The following is a 26,691-nucleotide window of genomic DNA, read 5'->3' as shown; positions in this document are numbered from 1 at the left end:
GCTTCCGTTAATTCGGTCCGATCGGCGGCTTCATAGAATCGGAAGCGGTCGAGATTGCCGGCTCCTCCTTCCGGACCTGAACGGTCTTGCCCGCAAATTGCGCAGGAACGGCTATCTTCGCTTCGAACAGCGAAGGGGCGATCCCGCCGAAGTCGACATCGTTGTACCGCGCCCAGCTCTGCGGCGTGGTGCCTCCGATAATCGTCGTGTACTTGACGAGTCCCTTGACCTCGTCCGCCGATTCCGCCTGAATCTCGTCATAGCCGTCTCGTGGCTGCGTCACCGTGATAACCGTCTCGCCCGCAATCGTCTGCCCGCCGATCTCGGTCGACACGGACACCGTGGCCGAGCCGTAGCCGGTTGCCGTCGCTTCGCCCGTCGAGCTTACCGCCAACACGCCGGCATTGCTGCTGGCATACGCATAAGCCGCTCCGGGCAGAGGGATACGCGTCTCTGAAGCCGTTATTCCCTGAACGGAGATCTGCGTCGTCTGGCCGACTTGCCATAGTCGATTGGCCGAAGCCTTGACATCGAGGCCGGACCAGACCAGGTCCTCTTGTGCGTAAGCGATGCTTCCGAAGCTGGCTTCGGCCGGCAGGGCGGTTCTGGAGAACAAGGTCAGCCCGGCGGCAGGCGTATTCGTCATGGCGACGGAGACGCGGCCGAATTCCTTCCAGTTGCCGTCCTTCTTGTAAGACCCGATGAAGGTATCGCCTTCACGGACCAGTCGGAGCTCCGCCGGGAAGCTGACAGTCGGCCCCATGATATAGTCCGATTGCGGCTTCTTGGCGCTGCGGTAGGTCATACGCAGCCCGCCGTTCGGAATGATGCGCACGTTGACGTTATCGGCGTCCGCATCCGTACCGTCGCGGAACATGAGGCCGGCTGCCGCGTCCGGATCGGTCGGCGTCAGCGAATGGACGACGGCGGAGATCGTCGTCCTCTTCATCTCGTCGTTGCCGCTTGCGGCTCTATACAGGTAGGAGAAGGAGTCGGACGCGCCCCAGATGTTGTCGCCGTTGCTGACGAGTCTCACGGGAACGTTCGGGTCCCATTCCGCATATCCTTGAACTTGCGGGTAATTCAGCAGCGCCCACGGAGAGGGCAGCAGTTCCGTCTGCGCGGGGAATACGACGATATCCGCGAAGCCGTTCACAGATACGCCATCCAAGGTGACCTTCAACGTCACCCGCGTTCTGCCTTCGGCCAGAGCGGTTACGCTTGAAGCGGTTGTCTGAACGGAGACGACGCCGGACGGAACGGATTGGCTCTCGATCGACGCCCCTGTCAGATCGGCGGTCGTACCGTCGCTCATCTGTCCAGTCAGCGTAAAGGCTGCCGTCTCGCCTTCGGTCATGATGGTCGGAGCGGTCAGCGAGATCCGGGCGAGCTTGCTGGGCAGCACGGTGACCAGGGCGGTGGCGGTATAGGTCAAGCCTCCGCTTGCATAGACGGCGGTTACGACGGACTGGCCTTCTCCGACCGCGGTCAGGATGCCTGCAGACGTTGCGGTGAGTACGCTCGGTTGCTGGCTCGAGTATGCGATCTGGCTATTCGGAAGCGCGCCGCGGTAGCCCAGAACGCTGTCCGCAACCGTCTGAATCGCCAGCGATTCGCCGATCTCGAGCACATTCCTCGGCGAACGAATATGGATTCCCGTGAGGGAATCGCCGACCACAGCTTGCAGAGTTGCTGTATGCGTCTGCTCGCCCCGTGTCACGGCCGCCGTGATAAGGGCGATGCCCTCGCTCTCGCCGGTCACGATGCCGGACGAGTCGACCGAGGCGATCTCCGGATGGTCACTCGAGTAGATGACGGTGTCTCCAGAGAGGTCGGCCGCATAACCGGTGGCGGTGCGAGCGAAGAGAGCGAGCCCCGAGGAGTCGTTCACGGCAATCTCGACATACCCCCGTCCGTCGTTCGGGGAGGGGCGGAGATACAGGCGGTCAAGGGATTCTCCGGGATCGCCGAGTACGAAGGCGTCGCTCAGGCCGATGACGGACGTATCGATGCCCGAGATGCCGATCGCATAGGCGGGGGATTCGACCTTCAGCCGATAATCCGCCTGAGCGGCATCAAGGAACAACGGATCGGCCGCTTCGGAATGGTTGTCATAACGGCCGTTGTCATAAGCCTGCCACTGACTGAAGTCCGTCGTGCCCGAGATGCCTCCGATCCCATAGCTGCCGGAACCGTTGTAGACGAGGTTGTAGTCCGCCTCGGCCACGAGGCTGCTCGACCAATCGCTAAAGGTGTACAGCGTGCTGCCGTTGTTGGACAGGATATTGCGGGCGATGCCGGCCTGACCGCTCGGCTGGGAAGAAGCGCTGCCAAGATTGTCGGATAGTCCGATCGCACCTCGTTGAGCTGCCGGGTTATCGGCGATGACGTTGTCGTAGATGCGGTTATTGTAGCCTTTGGCCCGAATCGGGTTATAGAGCGAGCCGTCTCCGGATTGCTGCAGGTGATCGATCACGTTGTGGTCGATCGTGACGTCGTCGGTCGAGTCGTCGAGGTAGATGCCGAATCCGAAGGAGAAGTGAATGCCGCTGTCGTGAAGGCGGTTATAGCGAATGATGTTGCCAAGGCCCGCTCCCCACGCTTCGATCATGCCGGTGTCCATCGAGTCCTGATTGGCTTCGGAGATATCATTGTAGGCGATAAGATTATTGCGCGAATGGTTGAAGTCCTTGACGTTGGCGGCGGTTACCGTCTTGCCCTCGATCGTTCCCCGTTCGAGCGTCTGCTTGGGGGGAAGCCCCTTCATGCTGATGGCGTAACGCGGCGTATCGTGAATCCGGTTATGGGTGATCTCGTTGTCCCCGCTGCCGATCAACTGGATGCCGGAGCCATGTCCTACCAACTGCCCAACGCGGAAAATATGGTTATCGGAGATGATATTGGACTTGTTGATGTAGTAGCGCGAGGCCCAGGCCGAGGAGGCTTGCGCCTGGATGCCCGAGTATCCGATATCGTGAATGCTGTTGCCCGTCAACGTATGATTCTGGTTCCAGCCGAACAGGTAGACAGCATGACTGCCGCTGTTCCGAATCTCGTTGTCTGCCAGTTCGATCGATTCCGCGTTCTCCAGGTAGACAAGACCGCTCGGCGAGTCCGCATGGAAGTCGCTGTCGGCGAGCGTGAGACCCTGCAAGCGGATGTTGGCGACCGGCGTCGTCTGGCTGCTGCCCTTGAACTGGATCAGCCGGTCGGTGGTGGGCGCTACGATGCTCTGATTCCCGATCGGCAGCGATCGCGGACGGTAGTAGAGCTGATCGGCGGTGCTGTCCAGGTAGAATTCGCCCGGCTCGTCGAGCAGCTCCAGCGCTCCCTGGACGTAATAGCGGGCTCCCTGGCCCAGCTCATACTTCGCCGAGCTCTCGAGCGTGACGAGCCTGGACGAATAATCGACGGACTGGACGCCCAATGTGTCCGAGTCCCAGCTAATGCCGGTGCCGGACCAGACGTATACCTCCAGGTCGGTCAGATTGGCGATGGAAGGAATGTCGCCGCTTCCGAACCGGAACCGATTCTTGTCCCCGGCTGCCGCAGCTTCGGCAATCTGCAGATATCCTTCACGTACGGCTCCCTTGTTCGGGTAACGGGCCTTGATGCTGCGTTCGCCGTTCTCATAGAGAGTATTGAAGCGAAGCTGCTGCGCATCGACCCGGTAGAGGCCGTCTCCGACGCTCTGCCAGCCCGTAAGCAGTTGTCCTCCATGGAGGACGGGACTCTCGCCGGGATAGTTGCGGTAGGTGATCGTATGGCCGTCCTTGCCGGAATCCTGCTCCGAGAAGGCAAGCGTCTCCGGCAAGTAGTAGTCGCCGCCGCGCACATACACGACGATATCCTCGGTCATGCCGCTTGCCGTAGCCGCTCGCACGGCGTTCCGTGCCGCGGTCAGCGAAGGGAACGGCGAACCGATCGAGCCGTCGCCCGATTCGTCTCCCTGAAGAGATACATAATACGCCGGAACCGACTCTTCGGCACGAACCTGCGGCTGCAGCGAAGCATTGCCTGCGAGAAGCGTTAGTGCCAAGCCGATCATGAATCCTTTTCTCATCAATTACAGATCCTCCCTCATTCGCGATTCGGGACGTCCGCCGAGTGGTCCCGCGAAGCCGCTGAACGCCGCTCCCCCCTCTCTCATTCAAGATAGTAAGGGGGGCTGGCAGGTGAGGAAACTGTATATTCGGGTGAAAACTATAGGCTCCGACGATGCAAACCATAAGCGCGGGGGGTCAGCCGGAACTTGCGTTTGAACAGGCGTCCGAAGTGGCTGATATGATCGAAGCCGGCCTCCAGGCACACGTCCGTCACGCTCCAATCGGTGGTCGCGAGCAGCTCGGCGGCGTAGGACAGCCGCAGGTCGTTGATATATTCGACGGGCGAACAGCGCAGATGCTTCTTGAATGCCCGGCATAAGTAAGCGTGGGACTTGCCGGACATCTGCAGCAAGGCGGGGACGCCTTCCAGGAACAAGCGCTCATGGCGGACCGCGGCGCATAAGGAAGCGAGCCAGACGGGAGGGACGGAATCGGGGTGCTCGTGCGTCGTCTGCAAGGCAGGGGCGACATAACGGACTATCAACTCGGCCAGAAGCGCCCGCACCTGTATTCTCGTTCTCCCCTTGTCCGCGGCCGCCGTCAGATCCAAGCCTTCCAGGCTCCTCTGGACGCAGGCTCCCTCCTGCTCGGCCAGATGGATTGTCGGCGGCATCGGGGCTGCGAGAAGTTCCCTTCGGAGCTGCTCTTCGCCAAGATAATCGAGCAGGTCGCCGAGCGTCTTCTTATAGAAGGAGAAGTTGAGGAATTGGCCTTCTCCTTCCGCTGAGCACTCGTAGCCATGCACGTCCGTATCGCGCACGAAGACAAGCGTGTTCGCTTCGAGCGTCTGGCGAGCGCCGTTGACGCAATGAACGACGCTGCCTTCGACGACAAGGAAGATCTCGCAGAAGTCGTGCGTATGCATGGGGGTCGCTTGCCGGGCCGATTCGATCAGACGGTAATGGGCCTGGACATCGCGGTCGATGCTCCTCTCGGCCCGAAGGCACGGAATCGTCATAAGGCAGTGCTCCTCTCTGGCATCGGCAATCCGGCGGGTCAAAATAACGCGAATTCAGGCAACGAAGAGCAAGACGAATCAAGTCCGTCTGTCCTATACTGGGTTCGGCGAGGGGGGCTTCGCCGCTCGATTCCTTCCATGGGAGATGACTGTCATGCAGGTGAACGACACAATGGAGCGCCGCCGGCGCTTCGAGGCAACCAAACAAGTCTACGAGAGCGAGAAGCTCCGATTTATCGGCGTGGACGGGTACGATGTCTACAATGTATCCATACCGTTCGAATCCGATGGCCGCCGGTGCCTGTTCGGACGGGTGGAACGCCGCGAAGAATGGGCGCGTTCCTGGGTCCGGCTGTTCGAGAATACGGGGAAGGACGAATGGACACTGGCCCCGAATTCCATGATCTATCCGCTCGAAGACCCTTGCGTGTCGGTCTTGGGCGGCGAACTGCTGCTCGGCGGAACGCACGTGCGTTACCGGCAAGGAGCGGTCGACACCCTGTACGCCTACTTCTATCGCGGGACGGACCCGAAAGACCTGGTCTACTTCGCAACCGGGCCCGACGGAATGAAGGACATCCGGCTCGTCGAGCTGGCGGACGGGCGAATCGGCGTCTTCACCCGTCCCAAAGGATTGGAGATCGCCCGCCGTTACGGATCGCTTGCAATGATAGGCTTCACGGTTTTCGGAAGCCTGGACGAGCTGACGCCGGAGACGATCGAGCAAGCCCCTTACCTGACGGGGCTATACGATAAGGACGAGTGGGGCGGCTGCAATCAGGCCTATCTGCTCGATGACGGGCGGATCGGTGTCATCGGCCACCACGGCTACAAGAATGTATCGGAGGACGGCGAGCCGATTCTCTCGTACATGGCCGTCTCCTTCGTGCTTGATCCCGACTCGAGGGAGTGGACAGATTACCGCATCATCGCCACGCGCTCCTGCTATCCTGCAGGCCCGGCGAAGCGGCCGCGCCTGATTGATTGCGTGTTCGCGGCGGGCATCGAGCTGCGGGCGGACGGCAAGACGATCTTGTATGGCGGGATAGGCGATACCGAAGCCGGCCGAATCGTCATCGACAATCCGTTCGAGCCTCACGGGCGAATCGTCAGCCGCACGACCGACAAGGGACCACCTTCACGATAGGGGAAGAGCTTCGGCGAAGGAATGGAAGCCATTGCGATTGCGGTCCAATAAATCCTAATAGAATCCATTCTTCGCAGCCCAAAGAGCGTCATCGGGGAGAGTTGTCCCTGTGCCGCTCTTTGTCTCGCGCTTATATTTTTCAAGCAATGGCCGTCTCCCCGTCCCCCGGCTCCAGCAGGAGCGAGCCGCCGGACAACGGAAGCGTAACCTCGACGATTGTGCCTTGGCCGAGCTTGCTGCGGAACGTCATCTTGCCCTTGTGGGAGGCGATGATCTGCTGGCTGACCATGAGGCCGAGGCCGTTGCCGGACGGCTTGGTCGAATAGAACGGCTCGCCCAGACGCTTCAGGGCATCCTCCGGAATGCCTTCTCCCTGGTCGAGAACCCGCACGGCGACGCCGCGCTCGCCCGGGAGCGCTTCTCCTTCGACGGAGATCCGCCCTCCGCGCGGCATCGCCTCCATCGCGTTCTTGAACAGGTTGAGGAACACCTGCTTCAATTGGTTCGGCTCGCCGCGAATGATCGGCAGCTCGGTCTTGAAGTCGACCGAGAACTGAATGTCCGCCAGCTTCGCTTGGGGCTCAAGCAGCATGACGACGTCCTGGACGATCTCGGCCACGGCGGCATCCTGGAACCGGACCGCCTGCGGCTTGGCGAAGATCAACAGCTCGCTCACGATATGATTGATGCGATCGAGCTCGGACATCATGAGCTGCAGATAAACCGCCTGCAGCTCGCCCTGCTTCTGGTAGAGCTGAACGAACCCCCTCAGCGTCGTCAGAGGATTGCGGATCTCGTGCGCGAAGCCCGCAGCCAGTTGGCCGACGACGGCCAGCTTCTCGGATTGCCGCAGCAGCGCCTCCGTCTTCTTCCGCTCCGTAATGTTCCGCGAGATCGTCGCGATGGCAATGATCCGGTCTTCCTCGTCCCGGATGGAAGAGACGGTCAGGCTCACGTCGAGCAGCGTTCCGTCCTTGGCGTAGCGTTCCGTCTCGTAGTCCGCGACCGCTCCGCCTTGAAGGACAACCTCGCGGATGCGCTCGAACTCCCCGCTCTGCTCGGCCGGAACGTTATCGAGCGAGCGGTGCGCCACCTCCGATTCGCTCCAGCCGTAGATTGCCTCGAACGCCTTGTTCACCTGCATCACGTTGCCGTCGAGATCGGAGACATGGATCGCATCGGACGTCTGGTTCACGAACGATTCCAGGTATTGCTTCATGCTGCGCAGCTCTTCGGCGGATTCCTTGAGCCTGGAGGTCTGCTGCTCCAGGCTGTCGCCCATCGCGTTGATTCGCGTCGACAGCTTGCCGAGCTCATCCATCTTGCGAACCTCCAGCCGACTGTTCAGGCGGCCCTTGGCCATCTCATTGACCGTCTCCAGAATCCGGTTGATCGGAAGCAGCAGGAAGCCGGCAAGGAAGTAGCTGGCGAAGAGAGCGGCGGCGGCAAGGGCGACGGAGATGAGGATCTGCATCATGAGCTGGTGGTTCAAGGCTTGCCGGATCGCTTCCCCGTCGGACACGATCCCGACGACCAGATTGCCTGACGCATCGATCGGAATGAAGGTCTTGACGATTCTCTCGCCCTCGAACGAATCGCGGACGGTGACGATCTGCTTGGAGGAGGAAGCGTCCATGATATGGCTGGCATCTTCCTCGTCCTGGTAGTCATAGCTTCCGAACACGACATCCCTCACGTCGAGGTTGTAGACGGGCTTGCCCTTCTTGTACTTGATGATCTTCTCCTTCCCGAAGAACTGCGGATCGAAGCCGGTGATGGCCAGCACTTCCGGATTGTCGTCGAGAATCTTGAGGATGACCGCCTCCGTTCCCGTGGAACGCTCGAAGTCGAGGAACTGCGTGGCGTTGATAAAAGGATTGATCAGATAGTCGGTCGAGCCGTCGTAGTAGTAGCCCCACTTATCCACTTGGTCGGGACTGGACGTCGAGAAGTTGATCGGTCCCGTCCAGTAATTCAGCAGCTTCTCGCCCTGTTCGATCGTGACCTCCCGATTGTCGAACAATTGATTGAAGGCGGTGAACCAGTAATCCCATGTTCGGGAGCTCTGGCCGAGCTCGTTCGGATCGGACGAGCGGGCGATGACGATGTCGCCGTCGTCCTTGCGAATCCAGAGGGATAGGTGGTCGACGCCAAGATCGGCGCTGAGCCGGACGAGCTCCTCGTTGGTGATGTTGGCGATGTTCGGGTCCAGCCGCTCCTTCGCGGCCAGAGCCGCGTTCCGCAGCATGACGCCGGCGGAGTCCTCCATATACTTCCGCGACACCTGCGTCGCCTCGACCGTGGAACCGATCTGCTTGGCGATGATGTCCATCTGGTTCTCGGTGCGGCGCTCCAGGTCGTTCTTGGACGAATAATAATAGATGGATATATTCAAGAATAAAATGATAGCGACCAAAGTAGTGATGAAGGCGGCTATCTTGGCTTTGATGGTCACTGGTGGGCCTCCGGTTCTGCGGCGTCTCTCCTAATTAGACAACGCCGCCGATAGGCTGTCAATTGGAAGAGTCCCGGGTTGTCCCGGGTTATATCTCTTTCGGGGTATGGACGGGCGGCGAATGCCGAAGCTATTCTGACTGCAGGCGCTTCAGTTCAAGCCGGCGCCGGAGGCGGTGAGCAGGAAGCGTGGTTGGCGAGTTGGTCGCATGTGTTGTTATTTTCGCCGCATTGAACGGCATTGTAGGTTATCAGCTCTTAACGGACACCGAGAAGTGGAGCCGCAAGGTGACGAAGTGGTTCTTTATCGTGGCGAATGCAGTTGCACTGGTCGCATCGGCGGCGTTGCTTATTTGGCTCTAACGGCGGCACTCCCCGTCCATTCCTCTGGGAATCGGATGGGGAGTTTTTTATTTCCGGGGGCAATCTAACGGAGCCGTTTGACAATAGTTCATAATGTAACTATTATAGTTACAGGTAGTGACAATCGATATACAGGAGGAACGATACATGGCGAAAATCGGAGTTATCGGAGCGAACGGCAAAGCGGGCAGCAACATTGTGAAGGAGGCGGCGAGCCGCGGGCATGAGGTGACGGCAATCGTCCGCGAGGCGTCGAAGGCTCCTGCGGAAGCGTCCGGCGTTCTCGCCAAGGAGCTGTTCGAGCTCACTTCGGCCGATCTGGCGGCCTTCGATGTCGTCGTCAACGCGGCCGGCTTCTTCCACAATCCGGAGCTGAACGTGACGGGAGGCAAGCATCTGATCGACATCCTGAAGGGCAGCGATACGCGGCTTATTGTCGTTGGCGGAGCCGGCAGCCTGTATGTCGATCCGGAGGAGACGGTGAAGCTGTTCACGACACCGGAGTTCCCGGAGATGTTCCGCCCCTTGGCGCAGACCCAAGGTCAGACGCTGGACGACCTGCAAGCGACGGGCGGCGTGAAGTGGACGTTCGTCAGCCCATCCGCTGAGTTCGCGTTGGGACGGAGAACCGGCTCATACCGGAAAGGCAAGAACCGGCTTCTGGTGAATTCGCAGGGCGACAGCTACGTCAGCTATGAGGACTATGCGATTGCCATCGTCGACGAGATCGAGAAGCCGGAGCACGCGAACGAACGCTTTACGGTCGTCTCCGAGCGATAATCGCGCGGTCGCATAGGAACAAACTTGGAAGGAGCAGTCCCGCGGTCGCTGTGCGATCGCCCGACTGCTCCTTCTTGTGCGCGATTTCTCCATTTTTCGCTATAAGTTGAGTGTCCCGCCCATTTTTCAACAGAATGTGCATTCATTAACCAATCCGAATCGCTTATAATCATTCCTATAAAGGATGATTATGGAATGGAGCTTCGGAGATGGATCGAGTATGGAGAACTAGCGCCAAGTTCCTGATCGTGGACGATCAGGAGTATAACATCAGTCTGCTCAATCGAATTCTGCGTCGCACCGGCTTCGAGAACCTGCGCAGCACGACCGATCCCGGAGAGCTGATGAATCTGTTCGAGCAAGAGCGGCCGGACATGATCCTGCTGGATCTGCACATGCCGGGAATCGACGGGTTTACTCTGCTCAAGCAGCTTGGCACGAGGATCGTCAGAGGAGAATTCCTGCCGATCGTCGTGCTGACGGCCGACGTCACCGCCGAGGCGAAGGCGGAAGCCCTGCATCTGGGGGCCCACGACTTCGTAACGAAGCCGCTGGACAAGCTCGAGGTTGTGCTCCGGATCGATAATCTGCTGAAGACCCGGTATTATCATCTGCAATTGCAGGAGCAGAACCATCTTCTGGAGGAGAGGATCGGCGAGCGAACGGCCGAGCTGGAGCACGCGAAGCATGAGATTCTGGAGCTGCTCGGCCGAACGTCCGAGTACCGCGACGACGAGACCGGCCAGCACACGCAGCGCGTCGGGCGAATGGCGTATGAGCTGGCGAAGGAATTGGGGCTTCCCGAGGAGGAATCCCGCCTTATCCGGCAGGCGACGCCGCTGCACGATATCGGCAAGATCGGCATTCCGGACAGCATTCTGCTGAAGCCGGGACGATTCACGCCGGAAGAGATGGAGCAGATGAAGAAGCACACGGTGATCGGAGCGAGCATTCTCGAAGGGAGCGTATTCGCGGTGCTTCAGCTCGCCGGCACGATTGCGGAGACGCATCACGAGAAGTGGAACGGGATGGGTTACCCGAAGGGACTGCAGCGGGAGGAGATTCCGCTCGCCGGGAGAATCGTTGCGCTTGCAGACTTCTACGACGCCTTGACGAACGAACGGCCGTACAAGCGGGCTTGGACTCGCGAGGAAGCTCTCGCCGAGATCGAGGTTCAGAGAGGGCAGCACTTCGATCCCGACGTGGTCGATGCGTTCATGCGGATCATGGGACGGGAAGAGGAAGCCGGATAACCGGGAGCCTCCTAGGGAATCAAGAAGGGGTGAAGCGGATGGGGAGCGAACGGGCGGAGCTCGAGGCGCTGCGGTTGGAGCTGGAGCGGGAGAAGCAGGCCCGGCTCGAGGCCGAGCGGCTGGCGGAGCGGAAGACGGAGGAGAACGGGCGGCTTGTCCGGGATCTGGGGCGCCTGAACGAACGGCTGGACGAGATCGTGAGCGAGCGGACGTCGGATCTCGCCAAGGCGCGGGACGAGGCGGTCGAAGCGAATCGGGCCAAGAGCCAGTTCCTGGCGAACATGAGCCATGAGCTTCGCACTCCGTTGAACGCCATTATCGGATACAGCGAGATGTTGAAGGAAGAGGCCGAGGAAGCCGACGTTCTCGGCATCGCGGACGATCTGGGCAAGATCCATCAGGCGGGCAAGCATCTGCTGACGCTCATCAACGACATTCTGGACCTGTCCAAGATCGAGGCCGGCAAGATGGACCTCTATCTGGAGACCAGCGATCTGTCTCTTCTGGTGCAGGACGTCGTCACGACGATCACGCCGCTGTTCGAGCAGCGGGGCAACCGTCTGAAGGTAGAGGTGCAAGCCGGAGAGTTGCGGACGGACGTGACCAAGCTGAGACAGGTTTTGTTTAACCTGCTCAGCAATGCGAGCAAGTTCACGGACACAGGCGAGGTCGAGTTCACTGCCGCATTCGCAGAAGAGCTCGGGCAGCCGATCGTGCAGTTCCGCGTGAAGGATTCGGGAATCGGCATGACGGAGGAGCAGGTGGGAAGCCTGTTCCAAGCGTTCAGGCAGGCCGACTCTTCTACGACGAAGAAGTACGGAGGCACGGGACTGGGGCTTGCGATCAGCCAGAAGCTGTGCCACATGCTGGGCGGGCGAATCGAAGCGGACAGCATCTACGGGGAAGGCAGCACGTTCACGGCAACGCTGCCGCTGTTGCCGCCGGAGGATGCGGGCTTGAGCGCGGATAACGCTGCCTTGCCGATCGGGCGGATGCCCGACAAGTCTTCGGTCGATACGGTGCTCGTGATCGACGACGATCCGACGATGCTGCAGCTCATGTCGCGTCTGCTCAGCAAGGAGGGCTGCTCGGTTGCGCTCGCCCGCAACGGCCAGGAAGGCATTCGTCTGGCGCGCGAGCTGCGGCCGAGACTGATCTCGCTCGATGTGCTGATGCCGGGAATGGACGGCTGGAGCGTGCTTGCCGAGCTGAAGAACGACCCGCTGACCGCTTCGATTCCGGTTATCATGATCTCGATGACGGATGAGAAGGGCCTGGGTTACGCTCTTGGCGCTGCGGATTTTGTGACGAAGCCGGTGTACAAGGAGCGGATGATTCAGATTCTGGACAAGCATGTGCCCCAGCGGCATGTCGACCCGATCCTCGTCATCGAGGACGACACGCCGACCGGCCAGATGATGACGTACATGCTGGAGCGGGAAGGCTATCGGGCCTATCGGGCGGAAGACGGCCGGAAGGCGCTCGATCTGCTGGAGACGCTGGACCCGAAGCTGATCCTGCTGGACCTGATGATGCCGAACATGGACGGCTTCGAATTCGCGAAGGAGCTCCGCGAGCGCAAGGAGCGCGGCTGCGGAGAGCTGCCGATCATCGTTCTGACGGCCAAGGATATTACGGAGGAAGACCGCCAGCGGCTGAACGGGCTTGTGGAGCAGATTCTTCAGAAGGGTAGCTTCCGCCGGGAACTGCTGCTGGAGGAGATTCGCTGCTTGATGAGCCGGACCGGGCAGTAGAGCCAGGAGCGTGGCGGCAGGCTGAGCTGGACGTGCGAATCGGTTAGACCATAACGTAGCTAACGTAGCACAGAAGAGCGGAGGAACGGACAGAATGGCAAAGATTCTGCTGGTGGAAGATAACGAATTGAATCGCGACATGCTGTCGCGCCGGCTGCAAAGGAAAGGCTTCGAGGTGATCATGGCTGTTGACGGGGAGCAGGGCGTGTCGGCCGCGAGGTCGGAGGCTCCGGACCTCATTCTGATGGACATGAGCCTCCCGATTCTCGACGGCTGGGCCGCGACCCGTACATTGAAGGCGGACGAGGCGACGAAGGCGATCCCGGTCATCGCGCTGACCGCCCACGCCATGACGAGCGATCGCGAGAAGGCGCTGGAGGCCGGCTGCGACGACTTCGATACGAAGCCGGTAGAGTGGCTGCGCCTGCTAGGGAAGATCGAGCAGCACTTGGGATTTGGCGGCGGGGAAGCGCAGGCGTAGGCCGCCTGGCGTACCGGCGCGCCGGTATGTTCGCGTGTTCATCGCGTCGGCTTGGCGTCGGAGCGGGCGGCGGAGTGAGCGTACCGTACAACGTGCCGGGTTCGGCGCTGCGCACACGAAGAAGGCTGCCGTCTCCGCCCGCGCGCCCCGATCCACACCAAACCGCCCCGCCGATCCGCGTCACGCTATAAAGCCTACAACGTAACGCTTCCACGCAAAACCAACCAATATTCTGAAGTTCTGCGCTTTCACCACACTCCCCCAACAAACCCAACAAAGTCGTCTCACCTCCCAGCACCCTATCCCCTCTGCCGACATTATTCCTCTTCTCCCATTCGATCAGGAAGGGGATGAGCCGAAGCGAGGGGCGTACTGAACCGAAGAGGAGAACAGAGGACAGAGAACAGCTTGATATCCCCTCTGTCGATACTATGTCTCTTCTCCCATTCGATCAGGATAGGGAAGGCTGAATCGGGGACTGGACGTACTAAGCCTGAGAGGAGTACTGAGAACAGAAACGGAGAACAGAAACAGAGACAGCTTAACCTCAATGGCAGAGCTGGACGCGGAGAGGTCACGGCGACGAACAGTTCGATCTCGAAGGCGGAAATCCGATCAGGCAAGCGGGAGAATGACGGGCATAGATTGTATCCAATTGATATGAAAATCACGCCGCGGACGGCCATCTGGATTGCTGCCAGAAAGAGCGCCTGCATCGTGCGCTGCAAGAAGGGGCATCTGCGTCGTGCGCTGCGCGAAGACGGGGCTTCCTGCGCGGTGTACAGGGTGAGCAACGAGGGGCAGGGGACATCGGCGGCGACACCGGCGGCGGTCAGGCGGTGGCGATGGTCGGGCACGGAAGGGTCGAGGCACGGCGATGGTCGAGGCATGTGGCGGTCGGGCGGCGGCTTCTGCACTGCGAGCAGGGTTAACAGGCCGACCTGAGACCGGCTGGGGAGCGCTGCACGTGTCGGAAAGCCTGGCAGGCCTGCACCATCAACCGAACGCAGTCGCCGCCATTCTGCCAAGCGTTCCACCGGAAGGAAGCCTCGGCCAGGTACTTGGGTAGCGAGCTGGCTCCGATGCCGCGATAGGTTGTGCGAATTCGCTTGAACTCCGTGCGAAGGATTGGGACCATCGTCCGGCAATGGCGAACGGTCAGCAGCCAGGAGCGATGCACGTCGTTCGCCTGGCTGACGGGATCGGAAGCGAAGCGTTCGCGCTTGACGAGCTGGCGAGCCTCCTTCGTGAGAGAACCGCCGTGCATCTGTTCGCGTTCAAGCACCATCCAACTCCATCGCACAGGTTGACCGGCTTCATCGATCTCCATCGCGGCGGCAACCGGCTGCTCCTGCTCGTTCAGCTCGAAGAGGGACGGCAGGGAAGGGCCGTAGATCGATAAGCCGGCTTCCACGCGCCCGCTCAGCCGCTCCGCTCCGTCATGCTCAAGCAGAAGACTCGCGCGAATCTTATTCATCATGGCATGAGCCGTTTTGTAGGTGACGCCGATCTGCTTCGCAAGCTGCGCGGCGTTGATGCCGGAGGACGGATCGCTCATGCGTTCTATAGTAAACAGCCACTTCGACAGCGAGGTCCGCGTGCCTTCCATGCAAGTGCCGGAAGTAACGGAAGCCTGGTAGCGGCAGCGCGCGCATTCATATAGAGGCCGACGGCGAGTGGCGATCGTATACGCCTCCCGATGGCCGCAGAGCGGGCAACGATACCCGTCAGGCCACCGGCAGTGGTAGAAATACGCCACGCAAGCGTCTTCGCCGCCTTGCTTCGCCAGAAACTCCGCATAGCTCTCGAGCATGGTCGCACCTCCACATAACAGAACGAATGTTCTCTTTTATTGTAGCATTTTCTGGAATAAATGCAAGAGGATTTGTCAAAAAATGTTGACGCGCGGAGGCTGCGATCCGGGGATAAAGAGGTTCCTGATCCAAGGGGAGAAGAGGCATAATGCGCAGAAGGGGGATAGCGTCCATGGTGAATGTAATAATATGGAATTAATTTTGCGAGGGGTAGGAGAGATAACGTTCGGCGAGAGGGAGGATGCCCGCACTCGCATATTCGCCGCAGGTAGGGGCACAATCAATGGAAGCGGGCGGCGGGTCCGTCGTCGATACCATCATCCATTCCGAAGGAGCTGAACGGGAAGAGATGTCTAGAAGAGGCAACAGGCGTCCTGTCGTGGACGGGGCGGAGCAGGCGCTGCGAACGTTGAAGGCGGATGTGATGCGCAGAGAGGGCTTCGCCGTCGACCCGTCGCGGCCGGACGATGTGAAGTACGAGGTTGCGGAGTCGCTTGGCGTCCCCCTGACGCAAGGGGATAACGGCAAGCTGACGACCGAAGCGGTCGGTCATGTCGGCGGACGGATTGGCGGCAGCATGGTCCGGGAGATGATCCGGATGGCGCAGGAGAAGCTGTCGCGCGAGCAGGGGGAGAGCTAGCAGCTTCCGAACAAGCGCCGACTCCGATCCCGCAAGTTCTCTATCCTGGCGTTCATCTGCGCAAGTCCAAGTCCCGTCAGGAAGCGTCGAGCGGCAAGGCTGCCGCGGGTGCTTCTTGACGGGATTTTTTTTACGGAGTCGCAAATCGCCCCTTGGATGGTAAAATGAATGCTAGACCAAGCAATCCGCGAACAGAGAAGGAGTCGCCCAAGCAGATGAGATTCTCCATTCAATATTTGTCATTCTTCGTCATCCAGGCCGACAGCACCGAGCAGGACCCGACCAAGAGGTACAAGCATTACCAGACGCTCGACCACTTCGCTTACGAAGACAGCGAGATCAGCGAGTTCCTCGACAGCGAGTTCACCCGAATCGGCAAGCGCAAGGCCGAGGTGAACGCGAACACGGAGAACGCCCCGACGAAGATCGGCCGCTTCCTTGTCGAGCCGGGCTATGAGTTGGATACGAATCCGAATTACAACCTGTTCCAGAAGCTTCGTACCGCGAAGGACAAGAGCCAATTCCATTATGCGTGCGACGATGTTCTGCGGACGTATATGGACACCAGCTCCGTGCGCGGAGGGGCGTTCATCGTGGCACTCGCCAAGCTGAACGAGCTGTTCGACGATCCGTTCGTGTTCCTGCTCAAGTGCGACTTCGAATCGAAGATCGCCCGCATCGCGGACGAGAAGAGCCTGATCTCCCGGGTCGAGATGGCGATCAGCGCGCGGAACATCAAGTCGATCCAGTATCCGCACATGCCGGAGGAAGGAATGCTCGAACCCTGCGAGTTGAAAATCCACCAAGCCTCCCACGCCCGCTACTTCGAGGATTTCCTGAAGTACGTGTCGTATGAGAAGTCGAAGCCGGAGATCGTGACCGATCAGGTGCTGGGACTTGTTCAACAATACATGGAAACGAAGTGGCAGGGCGGCGACGCTTACGGGCAGGCCTCGGTCGCCGTCTCTGCGGCGGCGGAAGAGCAGGCGGCAAGGGAGCAGGCGGCGAACGCGCTGGCCGAGCTGCTGGACGATCCGCTGACGGCGGAGCAGCCGATTCCGGCGGAGGAGTGGACGCCGGTCAATCGCCACAACGAGGCGACGCCGGGCTGGCAGATGAACCGGCAACGCGAGGAATCGCAGCTCGAGGTATGGGCGGCGGCAGACAAGCGCCAGCTTCAGGAGAAGTGGACGCACGACGACGTTGTGCAGGCGACGACTCATCTTCTGGAGCACCAGCCGGAGCTGGATCTGAAGTTCAAGCTGGACGACGTGACGATCAAAGCGAAGATGGCTGAGTACGGCGAGAACATCCACATCGCGCGAATGAACGGCCGCTACATTGTCCTGATCGAAGGGGACTCGTTCCAGTTCGACAAGGGCATCTCTCCGATCGAGCTGCTGCATCCCGACGAGATCGAGAGTGTGCTCGAGCGGATGCATTATAAACACACCGCCGGCCGGATGCAGAAGGAGCGGTATGAGTAGACGGGAGAGAGGCGGCAAGCGAGCCAGCATTTAGGGGTGGGAGCGACGCGGCGGAAGGGGTATAATTTGAGTCGCGTCATTATTCACGTCATATGAACGAGGCGAATGCTGCATGAATATAGAGATGAACCGCGAGACGGTTGTCGTCCGGCCGCAGATGCGGGTGCGCCGCCGATTGCTTCCCGGACTTCGGTTCGAAGAAGGACTATGGAGAGTGGCGGCCGGAGGCATCTGGATCGTCAGCACGGCGATGGCCGCGTTGAGCGCGCCCGGCGCGCCGACGGGCTTCGGCACAGCCTTCGACGTCTCGGCGGCGATCCTGCTCAATGTGGCGGCGTTGCTGCTGTCGACTCTCTTCGTCGCGTGGCTGCTGAGCTGGATTCGCCGCGCGGTTCCGTCGCTCTTTGTCGGGGCGTCCATATACACAATAGCGGCGCTGTCCATCCTCTTCGCCTTCGGGGAGATCTCCGTCCCCTTCGCGATAGGGCTGGCTTGCCTGCTCACCGGAATCGGAGCGGGCGGAGGGTGGCTGACCGGCGTGCTGGCGAGCCGCCGGTTCGTCTGGCGAACGAAGCTGGCAGCCGTTATCGCCGTGCTGTTCTCCGCCGGCGTCATCGCTCTGCTTACCGTCGATTCCCGCCTGTTCGAAGCGAACGGCGAGGCATCGCTCCCGCCGGCGGAGCTCGGAGAAGCGATCCTGCCCTTGACCGCGGCCGATCCTTCGTTGCCGGGGTCTTATGTTTATCGCTCCTTCACCTACGGGAGCGGAGTGGACAAGCATCGCGCGGAATTCGGCGCGGCTGCCGAGCTCGTCTCGGAGTCCGCCGACGCGTCCGCCTATACGAGCGATTGGTCCTGGCTGCGCCAGCGGTTCTGGGGCTTCGACGAGAGCGCGCTGCCGCTGAACGGCCGGGTGTGGATGCCGGAAGGGGAAGGGCCCTGGCCGCTTGTGCTGATCGTTCACGGGAATCACCTGATGGAGGATTACTCCGACGAGGGCTACGCGTACCTGGGAGAGCTGCTGGCAAGCCGCGGCTTCCTCGCCGTCTCCGTCGACGAGAACTTCCTGAATTATTCGGTATGGAGGGGCATCCCGGACGAGGACATGAAGCTTCGGGCCTGGCTGCTGCTGCAGCACATCGGCCAGTTGGAGCGGTTCGCCGCGGATTCTTCCAGCGCCTTCTACGGCGCGATCGACTTCGACCGCATTGCGCTGATCGGGCATTCCCGCGGCGGGCAAGCCGTCGCGATGGCGGCGGACCCGGACGTCTGGTTCTCCGAGGATAAGTCGCTGCCGGACCGCGAATCCTACCGGATAGGGGCGGTTGTCGCGATCGCTCCGACGGATACGGCCGTGGACGGGCAGAACGCACGGCTTACGGACGTTGCCTATATGACCCTTCAAGGGGCCGAGGACGGCGACGTGAGCAACTTCTACGGCGAGAGGCAGTACGAGCGATCCTCCTTCACGTCCGGATCGGAAGCCTTCAAGACCTCGCTCTATATCGGAGGAGCGAACCACGGCCAATTCAACACGACGTGGGGGGCGAGGGACGAAGTCAATCCGGTCGGCCTGTTCCTCAAGAAGCCGGAGCTGAGCGGAGAAGAGCAACGGCGGATGGCCAAGCTGTACGTGTCCGCATTCCTCGAGACCGTCTTCCACGGAGAGGATTACAAGCCGCTGTTCGCGGACTATCGTTCGGGCGCGGACATCCTGCCGGAGACGTCGTATTGGAATCGCTACGAGGACGCGAGCTTCGTGCCGATTGCCCGCTATGAGAATGCGGAGGCATCCGACAGCCGCTTGGATGGGGGAGCGACGGCGGAAGCGGAAGGGATGGAGAGCTGGCGCCGGGAGGAAGCGGTCGACCGCCGCGGAGGCGGCAAGGGCAACAGCGGCGTTCTTCTCGATTGGGAGGAACCGAACGCTTCCTACAGCATCGAGGCGGACGGCGTCTTCCGAATGCCGGGGATGACCGGCGCGGCGGACAGTTCCTCCGCCTCCCCGGCGCTGGTCTTCTCTCTGGCGGATCTCAGCTGGCAACTGGACGATGCGGCCGAGGAAGAGGACAGCGACAGCGGGAACGGCAAATCGCTTGCAGGAGTCACCGTCGAGATTGAAGACACGGAAGGCCGATCGGCGAGCGTGCTCTTGGACGAGATCTATGCGATTCAAGAGCCGTACCGGACGTCCTTCACTTGGCTGGGGTGGCCGGAGCAATCCATCGGAGACGGCGAGTACTCTTCGGAGGTGGAATCCGCGTTCCAGACGTATCTTCTTCCTCTTGACCTCTTCGAGTCGGACGATGCCGAAGTCAATGAAGACGAGCTTGTCCGAATCGCCTTCCAATTCGAAGGACAATCGGGGCGGGTGCTGCTCGACGATATCGGCTTCATGGCGGAATAAGCAAGGGCCGCGGGGAAAGCGGGGACGCGCTTCGCGGCTCGCTTCTCCTCCGTGCGGCCCGCTCGTTGACAAAACGAAATCGTCTGGCGTATACTGTGCGTAAATAAACACAGTATATTGTTTGCTATACTGTGCTAATTATTATCACAGATAAAAGGAGAGTGCCGTACATGAGTACCGTTCAAGAGCAAGATGTCGCCGAAAGTTATTCTTCCGTTGTCAGAGCCAGACGTTCCGTGCGCAATTACGATCCATCGGTTAAGATTCCGGACCGCGAGCTGCTTGAGATTCTCGAGGAAGCGTCGCTGGCTCCGTCGAGCAGCAACACGCAGACGTGGAGGTTCCTGGTCATCAGCGACGAGAAGGCGAAGGAGCGGCTTCATCCGATCGCGAACAACCAGAAGCAAGTGCTGGCCGCTTCCGCGACGATTGTCGTCCTTGGCGACCTGGAGGGCTATAAGGAGATCGGACGCATCAACGAAGAGTCCGTCCGGAAGGGATATATGCCCGCCGACTTCGCCAAGTCGTTCACGGAGAACAGCCTGCGGCTCTACTCCGGCCTGCCGGCGGAGAAGATGAAGAGCATCGTGCAGATCGACGGGGCGCTGGTCAGCATGCAGATCATGCTGTCGGCCAAGGCCAGAGGCTACGACACGGTGCCGATGGGAGGCTACGACCAGCAGAAGCTGATCGAAGAGTTCCGCATTCCGGCGAACCTCGTTCCCGTCATGCTGATCTCCGTCGGCCAGGCGGCTGCGGACGCGCCGGGACGCCTCACCGCCAGGTTGCCGATCGAAGATATCGTCTCGTGGAACGAACTGAAGTAACGCCACCCCCGAACCCCGCAACGGCCGAGCTGATCGGCCGTTTTTGTTTTCCCCCTGTTAAGAGGTTGTTCAGTTCTTCCTGCTAGGATAAGAGTAAACGCAGACAGCATCCTTCCGTTGCGTATACAATGGAGTCAGGATGACAAGGAATAACCCGGATCAGAGGCGCGGTGAGGAACCTGTTACATAACCGGAGGACAATCGATCGATATCAATGGATACTTGCAGCAGCGGTGGCGGCGTTCCTCGTCATCATGGCTCTGACGATGCTGCCTCGCTCCAACGCCCCGCAGGCGGTGAACGGAGTGTTGGACCTGCAGGGCTGGAACTTCAGCCAACAGGGCAATCTGCCGCTGGACGGCGAATGGGAGTTCTATCCGAATCGGCTGCTTGAGCCGGCGGACTTCGCGTCGGCGAAGACGGAGCCGGAGGGGCGTCTGCAGCACGTTCCCGGCGTATGGAACGCATCGGACATGGAGGCTATCGGCGTCGGCACCTATCGGCTCACCGTCCTGCTCCGGCCGGACTTGAACGAGGAGCTTGCGATTCAGAAGCAGGTCATTCGATTCTCGGATCGTTTCTATGTGAACGGCCGGCTCCTGGGGCAATCCGGCATTCCCGCCGAGAGCCGGAAGGATTACAAGCCCGGCAACTCTCCTTACACGATATACTTCGAGGCCCCGGCTGACGGCAAGCTCGAGATCGTCATCCAGGCGGCCAACTTCGAGTATCACCAGGGGGGCGGCATGTACACGTCGCTGACCTTCGGGAAGATCGGCGACATCGTGAGGGACCGGCAGGCGCAGATCTCCTTGGAATGGGCAGGCGTGATTGTGCTGTTCATCTTCGGCATCTTCTTCATCGTGCTGTTCGGCTTCTTCAACCGCAATAAGGGCTTCTTGTTCTTCGGCATCTTCTTCGCGATCTTCGGCACCATGATCTTCCTTAACGGACAGCGGGCGTTCCTGGAGATGGTTCCCAATGCTCCCTTCCAGCTTCTATGGAAGCTGAAGGACGTGTCTCTGATGATCACGTTCCCGATCACAATTCTGTACACGAACAGCTTGCTGAAGATGGGCCGCTGGAAGCTGCCGTTCTACTCGATCTCGATACTGTACATGATCTATACGATCGCGATTGTCCTGTTGCCCTATTCGGTCTACTCGCAGCTATTCGAGGTATTCGTCTCCTTGCTTCCGATATGCTTTATCCTGCTGTTTGTCATGTTGCTTAGGAGATATCGTCAGCAGGACTACGGGCACTTCGACGTAAGAGAGATGCAACTGTTCATTACCGCGATTCTGTGCATCGTGCTGTTCCCGATCAACACTCTGGCGAGCGTGTCGGATACCAGCAATATTCTCTCGAAGGCGCTTACCGACGGAATTGTGCTGCTGTTTATCGTGCTGGCTCTGATGATCGTCGCCAGAAGGTACCTTAAACTCTACTCTTCCATGGAGAGTCTGACCAGTCAGTTGAAGCGCTCGGACGAGCTGAAGGACGAATTCCTGCTGCAGACGTCCCACGAGCTCAATACGCCGCTCAACGGCATCATTAATCTGTCGCAGTCCGTCCTCGACGACCCGGCCCGCACCCCGAATGCGAAGAGGACCCGGGAGAAGCTTCTTCTTATTCGCAATATGGCTTTTCGCATGTCCAACATGGTCCATGATATCATCGACCTGGCTCAACTGAAGGACGAGCGCTTGGTCATCTCGAAGGAGCGCGTCGATCTCCAAGCGTGTCTGAGCAATCTGTTCAGCGTGTACGGCTTCCTCGCGAGCGAGAAGGGAGTTCGGCTGGAAGCCGATCTTGCGCCGGATGCGACGATGGCGTGGGCGGATGAACGGCGGCTGCTCCAGGTGTTGTCCAATGTTCTGGAGCTGAGCCTTCGGCACACGGAGCATTCCTGCCTGCTTGCAAGGGCTCGCAGGAACGGAGAGCACGAGATTGTGCTGACGGTGGAATCCGCTTCGGGCCGCAGGCCGTCCGAGCAGCCGCTGGAGCTCGAGGGGATCGGGATCGGCCTGTCGATCGCCAGCGAGCTCGTCCGGCTCATGGGAGGGCGGCTCGAATGGAAGGAAGATCCGATCGGGGAAGGGAGCTTCTTCGAGATTGCCTTGCCTGCGCACAAGACGGCCAACGAGCCGACCTATGCGGAAGAACTGCTGAGCGTCGAGGCTCTGATCGCCTCTTCTTCGGATGAAGGAGTGCGGGGAGATCAAGGGAGGCGCGGAGAGGATCAGAAAATCCTCATCATGGCGGCGCCGGCGAACCTGGAGCTTCTCGTGAATCTGCTTGCGATCGAAGGCTACCGGGTGGAGACCGCTCACAGCGCGTCCGAGGCGCTCGCCGCCATCCGGGAGTCGAGCCCGCCTCCGGATCTGCTGCTGCTGGACGTCATGATGCGCGATGGCGAGAGCTACGAGCTCAGCCGCTCGATTCGCCGGACGCATTCGCCGATCGATCTGCCGATTCTGTCGCTGATTGCGAGGAATACGCCGGCCGATATCGAAGCGGTTCTGTCCGCCGGCGGCAACGACTACATCGTCAAGCCGCTCGACGCGGGAGAGATTCGTGTGCGCATCCGTACGCTGCTTGCCATGAAGAGGCTGGCGAAGGAGGCGGCGGAGAGCGAGATGGCGTTCCTGCAGTCGCAGATCAAGCCGCACTTCCTGTACAATGCGCTCGGCACCATTATGTCGCTCTGTTACACGGACGGCCCGAGGGCGGGCGAACTGCTTGCGGTGCTCAGCCGTTATCTGCGGATTATTTTCCACCAGGACCAGCGGCGGGGAGAGCGGGTATCGCTGTCTCAGGAGATCGAGCTTGTGAAGGCCTACGCGGACATCGAGAAGGCTCGCTTCGGGAGCCGGCTTGAGCTGGAGATCCGGATCGACGAGACGCTGCTCTCGGTTCGGGTTATGCCGCTTACGATCCAGCCGTTGGTCGAGAACGCGATCCGCCATGGCGTGGCGAAGAAGGTTGACGGGGGCACCGTGAAGCTGACGATCGAGCGCTCGGGGGACCGGGTGCGGATCGAGGTCGAGGACAACGGCATCGGCATGACGGCCGATGAGGTCGAGAAGCTGCTGAATGGCGAAGAGCCGGACGACGGGGTCGGCTTCCGCAACATCAAGAGACGCGTTCTTCACTTGTCAGGCCAACCGCCGGAGGTCAAGAGCGCTCCTAATGTCGGCACGAAGGTCACGCTATGGCTTCCAGCTTCCGCGACGATTGACCAGCATGGGAGGGGAACAGGATGATTCGGGCGCTATTGGTCGATGATGAAGAGCATGCGCTTAACATATTAAGAATTCTGCTGGAGAGAACCGGCGACGTGGAGATCGTCGGCGAAGCGACCAACGGCTTCGACGCGTTGGAGAAGCTGAAGCGGCTGCGGCCGGACGTCGTGTTCTCCGACATCGAGATGCCGGGCATGAACGGGGTCGAGCTCGCCGAGAGAATCGGCGCCGGGAACATCGACGTTCAGGTCGTCTTCGTGACCGCATACGATCGCTATGCGATCTCCGCGTTCGAGAAGGATGCCGTCGACTACTTGCTGAAGCCGCTGGAGATGGACCGGCTGGTGAAGACGGTGCAGCGGGTGAAGAAGGAAGTTCAGAAGAGCGCCGGTCGGGACGAGATCGCCGCCTCTGCGGAAGAGCTCGAAGTTCGGTCGTCCGTTGAGCGCCCGCCGCAACTGAACGTCTGCTTCCTCGGAGGCGTGTCCGTCCACAACTCCCGCAAGATGAGGATGAAGTGGCGCACGGGCAAGGAGCGCGAGCTGTTCTCCTTCCTGGCCTTCCGGAAGGGAGAGCGGGTTCATCGGGACGTCATCGTCGAGGCGCTGTGGCCGGAGGAGCACTACCAGAAGTCCAAAGTGTACCTGCACACCTGCGTGAGCTTCCTGCGGAAGGACCTCCGGCAGCTTGGCTTCGACGGCGCGCTGCTCTACGAGAGCGAGAAGTACCACTTGAAGGACGATCTGTTCGAGACGGACTACGAGGTGTTCAAGAGGCGGGCGCAGAAGCTCAAGGCCGTCTCCTTCGGCCGCTCGGTGGAAGCGCTGGAGAGCGCCCTGGATTTGTATCAAGGGACGCTGTTCAAGGATGAGGACTACTCCTGGGCCGAGGAGGACGCGCTGAAGCTCGAGCAGGTCGCCGGCGAGCTGCGGATGGAGCTGGCTGCGCAGTACGAGGAGCGCAGGGATTATCTGAAGATGACGGACGTGATCTTCAAGCATCTTGCCGTGTCTCCGTACGACGAGGAAGCCTACCGGCTGTTGATGAGGGCGCAGTTCGCATCGGGCAGGCACGAGGAAGTGTTCCGAATCTATCACGTCCTGCTGGAGCGGTTCGGAGAGCTGGGCATCGAGCCATCCGAGATGACGGTGGAGCTGTACAACGAGATCCGGCGGAAGGAACGGCCTTGAGGTCTGAAGGTTGAAGTTTGGACCGCACTCTCGACAAAAACCATATCAACGACAAGACCGTCCGGGGTGTCCTCCCGTGACGGTTTTTTTGGCAGTGTGTCGATTGTATACGTCGAACGCGGTGTGCGGGAGGCTGGAGAAGGTAACTAGACGGCTTACATGGGTGGGGAAGCGTCGAGGTAGGCCGGAGAAGGTAACTAGACTGCGAAGCGCCCCGAGCGAGATGAATGTGAAAAATCACATAAAATCGGCGACGGAGGGGGGGAGCTCGGTGCGGATGGAGAGGGTTCGGGGCGAGATGAGGGATGGAAGAGGGGCGGCGCGGCACTCCGTTCCTGAATGAAGGGGAGAGGAGGCATAAGCAAAATCAACGCCTAATGCATGTCCCTGACTGCATCGAGGCCCCCGCCTAACGCCGCATATCTCGGAGCAACTCCTCCTCTGATCGCCTCCGCAGTCAAGTGTCGCCCCCTTCGACAAAAGCTCCTTTTTTTCATCGAAGGAAACGGGAGCCTCTTCAAGGAATTAAAAGCGGTTGGACAAGAAAGGGAGTCCTTCAGGCATGATGACTTGGGAGGATCAGGTGAATGCGAGCATGAACGAAGCGTTGTACCGCAAGCTGCAGGAGGACGTTGTCGCTTACGTGAACGGCCCGGCGCGCGGCTTGTCCGAGAGGATTGAGGAGTCGGGGGAGTGCGGGGACGAGGTGCGGGAGGAGCTGAGGGAGCGGGGATATCTGAAGCTGGCCGCTCCGGAGGAATATGGCGGGATGGGGCTTACCTTCCTTCAATACTTGGAGCTGCTGGAGCTGTTCTCGCAGCTTCACGGCTCGATCCGAACGATCGTGCATGTCCACAACGGCATCTGGAGGCCGATTCATTACGCGGCTTCCCAGGAGCAGAGGCGAGCGCTCATGAAGCCTCTCGTTAAGGGGGAGATGACCGCCGCGTTCGCGATGGCGGAGCCGACGGCGGGCACGGGAACGGATATCCGGACGTCGGCCAGGAGGGAGAACGGGCACTTTATCCTGAACGGAGCGAAGTGGATGGTGACCTTCGGGGATACGGCGGACTATGTGCTGCTCATCGCCCGAATGGAGAATGCGCCCGGCTCGGACGGAACGATTGCCCTTATGGTGAAGAGCGATGCGCCGGGTCTCGCTATCAAGAAGATGCCCCCGACGCAAGGGTTGACCGGAACGGGTCATGCGCATCTGTACTTCAAGGATTGCCGGGTGCCCGAGAACTGCCTGCTCGGAGAGGTCGGGCAGGGGTTGTCCATTGCGCTCGGAGGGTTCCTCAACCCGAGTCGGATCAGCGTCGGCATGACGTGTGTCGGGCTGGCGCAGCGGACCCTTGATCTGTCGGTCGAGCGCAGCCGCAAGAGGGTCACCTACGGGAAGCCGCTCAGCCAGAGGCAGATCGTGCAGACGTGGCTGGCGGAGATGGCGACCGACATTGAAGCGGCCCGGCAGTTGTGCCTCCATTCCGGACGGGCGCAGTGCGAAGGGACGCTGACGCCTGCGCAGGCGTCGATGGCGAAGCTGTTCGCTCTGGAGATGCTGCAGAGGGTGACGGATAAGGCGCAGCAGATCTATGGAGGGATCAGCTACTTCAAGGGAATGGAGATTGAGAGGATTTACCGCGACGCGAGAGCGCAGAAGTTCGAGGAGGGATCGTCCGAGATTCAGAAGGCGGTTATCGCTCGGCAGTTATTATCGAAGGATTGAGCCGAATTGACAGTTGCGGAAGGCCATCGGTTACAATGGGGTCATGACGACGATAG

Annotated in this window: 18 protein-coding genes; 14 read left to right on the top strand and 4 right to left on the bottom strand. The window is 60.2% G+C overall.

Annotated elements, in window-relative coordinates:
- Positions 1-7: 7 nt before the first annotated feature.
- Both E6C55_RS02360 and E6C55_RS02355 read right to left on the bottom strand, forming a co-directional pair.
- On the bottom strand, positions 8-4,063 hold the full coding sequence (locus E6C55_RS02360) for a right-handed parallel beta-helix repeat-containing protein (RefSeq protein ID WP_136368165.1): 4,056 nt from the start codon (positions 4,061-4,063) through the stop codon (positions 8-10).
- A 140-nt stretch (positions 4,064-4,203) separates the two neighbouring features.
- Positions 4,204-5,064 (bottom strand): AraC family transcriptional regulator, encoded by an 861-nt coding sequence (locus E6C55_RS02355; RefSeq protein WP_136368164.1) that lies wholly within the window; start codon positions 5,062-5,064, stop codon positions 4,204-4,206.
- Between the two features lie 154 nt (positions 5,065-5,218).
- Here E6C55_RS02355 and E6C55_RS02350 point away from each other — a divergent pair, with 154 nt between their 5' ends.
- Entirely contained in the window at positions 5,219-6,211 is a 993-nt protein-coding gene (locus E6C55_RS02350; RefSeq protein ID WP_136368163.1) for a DUF1861 family protein, read from the top strand.
- A 139-nt stretch (positions 6,212-6,350) separates the two neighbouring features.
- Here the strand turns inward: E6C55_RS02350 and E6C55_RS02345 are convergent, their stop codons facing one another.
- Positions 6,351-8,666 carry an ATP-binding protein gene (locus tag E6C55_RS02345; RefSeq protein WP_230986486.1) on the bottom strand — a complete coding sequence of 772 codons (2,316 nt, stop codon included), beginning with the start codon at positions 8,664-8,666 and terminating at the stop codon, positions 6,351-6,353.
- 188 nt (positions 8,667-8,854) lie between these two features.
- On the opposite strand from E6C55_RS02345, the gene E6C55_RS33565 reads away from it, so the two are divergent.
- From E6C55_RS33565 to E6C55_RS02320, 6 genes are all read left to right on the top strand, one after another.
- Complete coding sequence (locus tag E6C55_RS33565) at positions 8,855-9,028, top strand: hypothetical protein (protein ID WP_168735408.1); 174 nt, start codon at positions 8,855-8,857, stop codon at positions 9,026-9,028.
- Between the two features lie 147 nt (positions 9,029-9,175).
- The gene (locus tag E6C55_RS02340; protein ID WP_136368162.1) at positions 9,176-9,808 is read left to right on the top strand and encodes an NAD(P)-dependent oxidoreductase; all 633 of its coding nucleotides are present in this window, start codon (positions 9,176-9,178) and stop codon (positions 9,806-9,808) included.
- A 209-nt stretch (positions 9,809-10,017) separates the two neighbouring features.
- Positions 10,018-11,061 (top strand): HD domain-containing phosphohydrolase, encoded by a 1,044-nt coding sequence (locus tag E6C55_RS02335; RefSeq protein ID WP_136368161.1) that lies wholly within the window; start codon positions 10,018-10,020, stop codon positions 11,059-11,061.
- A 38-nt stretch (positions 11,062-11,099) separates the two neighbouring features.
- Positions 11,100-12,815 (top strand): hybrid sensor histidine kinase/response regulator, encoded by a 1,716-nt coding sequence (locus E6C55_RS02330; protein ID WP_136368160.1) that lies wholly within the window; start codon positions 11,100-11,102, stop codon positions 12,813-12,815.
- A 94-nt stretch (positions 12,816-12,909) separates the two neighbouring features.
- Positions 12,910-13,296: a response regulator gene (locus tag E6C55_RS02325; RefSeq protein WP_136368159.1), complete on the top strand. Its 387-nt coding sequence runs from the start codon at positions 12,910-12,912 to the stop codon at positions 13,294-13,296.
- A 645-nt stretch (positions 13,297-13,941) separates the two neighbouring features.
- Positions 13,942-14,241 carry a hypothetical protein gene (locus E6C55_RS02320; protein ID WP_136368158.1) on the top strand — a complete coding sequence of 100 codons (300 nt, stop codon included), beginning with the start codon at positions 13,942-13,944 and terminating at the stop codon, positions 14,239-14,241.
- Here E6C55_RS02320 and E6C55_RS02315 read toward each other — a convergent pair.
- Positions 14,225-15,109, bottom strand: coding sequence for a transposase (locus E6C55_RS02315; protein WP_136368157.1), 885 nt, complete (start codon positions 15,107-15,109; stop codon positions 14,225-14,227). The genes E6C55_RS02320 and E6C55_RS02315 overlap by 17 nt on opposite strands.
- Before the next feature lie 350 nt (positions 15,110-15,459).
- On the opposite strand from E6C55_RS02315, the gene E6C55_RS02310 reads away from it, so the two are divergent.
- From E6C55_RS02310 to E6C55_RS02280, 7 genes are all read left to right on the top strand, one after another.
- The gene (locus tag E6C55_RS02310; protein ID WP_136368278.1) at positions 15,460-15,750 is read left to right on the top strand and encodes an alpha/beta-type small acid-soluble spore protein; all 291 of its coding nucleotides are present in this window, start codon (positions 15,460-15,462) and stop codon (positions 15,748-15,750) included.
- Between the two features lie 215 nt (positions 15,751-15,965).
- Positions 15,966-17,237 carry a DUF3900 domain-containing protein gene (locus E6C55_RS02305; protein ID WP_136368156.1) on the top strand — a complete coding sequence of 424 codons (1,272 nt, stop codon included), beginning with the start codon at positions 15,966-15,968 and terminating at the stop codon, positions 17,235-17,237.
- A gap of 112 nt (positions 17,238-17,349) precedes the next feature.
- On the top strand, positions 17,350-19,644 hold the full coding sequence (locus E6C55_RS02300; protein ID WP_136368155.1) for an alpha/beta hydrolase: 2,295 nt from the start codon (positions 17,350-17,352) through the stop codon (positions 19,642-19,644).
- 170 nt (positions 19,645-19,814) lie between these two features.
- Entirely contained in the window at positions 19,815-20,471 is a 657-nt protein-coding gene (locus E6C55_RS02295) for a nitroreductase family protein (RefSeq protein ID WP_136368154.1), read from the top strand.
- Positions 20,472-20,641: 170 nt separating this feature from the next.
- On the top strand, positions 20,642-23,737 hold the full coding sequence (locus E6C55_RS02290) for a hybrid sensor histidine kinase/response regulator (protein ID WP_136368153.1): 3,096 nt from the start codon (positions 20,642-20,644) through the stop codon (positions 23,735-23,737).
- Positions 23,734-24,906 (top strand): response regulator, encoded by a 1,173-nt coding sequence (locus tag E6C55_RS35175; protein ID WP_136368152.1) that lies wholly within the window; start codon positions 23,734-23,736, stop codon positions 24,904-24,906. Before E6C55_RS02290 ends, E6C55_RS35175 begins: the two co-directional genes overlap by 4 nt.
- A 562-nt stretch (positions 24,907-25,468) precedes the next feature.
- Entirely contained in the window at positions 25,469-26,635 is a 1,167-nt protein-coding gene (locus E6C55_RS02280) for an acyl-CoA dehydrogenase family protein (RefSeq protein ID WP_230986485.1), read from the top strand.
- Positions 26,636-26,691 lie beyond the last annotated feature (56 nt).

The organism is Cohnella fermenti (assembly GCF_004801405.1).
Classification (GTDB): domain Bacteria; phylum Bacillota; class Bacilli; order Paenibacillales; family Paenibacillaceae; genus Cohnella; species Cohnella fermenti.
This window is presented reverse-complemented; position numbering and strand designations above follow the sequence as displayed.

Excerpts from the sequence above, each read along its gene's own strand:
- E6C55_RS02305 (WP_136368156.1), top strand. The coding sequence starts at position 15,966 with ATGAGATTCTCCATTCAATATTTGTCATTCTTCGTCATCCAGGCCGAC.
- E6C55_RS02325 (WP_136368159.1), top strand. The coding sequence starts at position 12,910 with ATGGCAAAGATTCTGCTGGTGGAAGATAACGAATTGAATCGCGACATG.
- E6C55_RS02350 (WP_136368163.1), top strand. The coding sequence starts at position 5,219 with ATGCAGGTGAACGACACAATGGAGCGCCGCCGGCGCTTCGAGGCAACC.
- E6C55_RS02330 (WP_136368160.1), top strand. The coding sequence starts at position 11,100 with ATGGGGAGCGAACGGGCGGAGCTCGAGGCGCTGCGGTTGGAGCTGGAG.
- E6C55_RS02335 (WP_136368161.1), top strand. The coding sequence starts at position 10,018 with ATGGATCGAGTATGGAGAACTAGCGCCAAGTTCCTGATCGTGGACGAT.
- E6C55_RS02280 (WP_230986485.1), top strand. The coding sequence starts at position 25,469 with ATGATGACTTGGGAGGATCAGGTGAATGCGAGCATGAACGAAGCGTTG.
- E6C55_RS02300 (WP_136368155.1), top strand. The coding sequence starts at position 17,350 with ATGAATATAGAGATGAACCGCGAGACGGTTGTCGTCCGGCCGCAGATG.
- E6C55_RS02355 (WP_136368164.1), bottom strand. The coding sequence starts at position 5,064 with ATGACGATTCCGTGCCTTCGGGCCGAGAGGAGCATCGACCGCGATGTC.
- E6C55_RS02310 (WP_136368278.1), top strand. The coding sequence starts at position 15,460 with ATGTCTAGAAGAGGCAACAGGCGTCCTGTCGTGGACGGGGCGGAGCAG.
- E6C55_RS02315 (WP_136368157.1), bottom strand. The coding sequence starts at position 15,109 with ATGCTCGAGAGCTATGCGGAGTTTCTGGCGAAGCAAGGCGGCGAAGAC.
- E6C55_RS02360 (WP_136368165.1), bottom strand. The coding sequence starts at position 4,063 with ATGAGAAAAGGATTCATGATCGGCTTGGCACTAACGCTTCTCGCAGGC.
- E6C55_RS02295 (WP_136368154.1), top strand. The coding sequence starts at position 19,815 with ATGAGTACCGTTCAAGAGCAAGATGTCGCCGAAAGTTATTCTTCCGTT.
- E6C55_RS35175 (WP_136368152.1), top strand. The coding sequence starts at position 23,734 with ATGATTCGGGCGCTATTGGTCGATGATGAAGAGCATGCGCTTAACATA.
- E6C55_RS02340 (WP_136368162.1), top strand. The coding sequence starts at position 9,176 with ATGGCGAAAATCGGAGTTATCGGAGCGAACGGCAAAGCGGGCAGCAAC.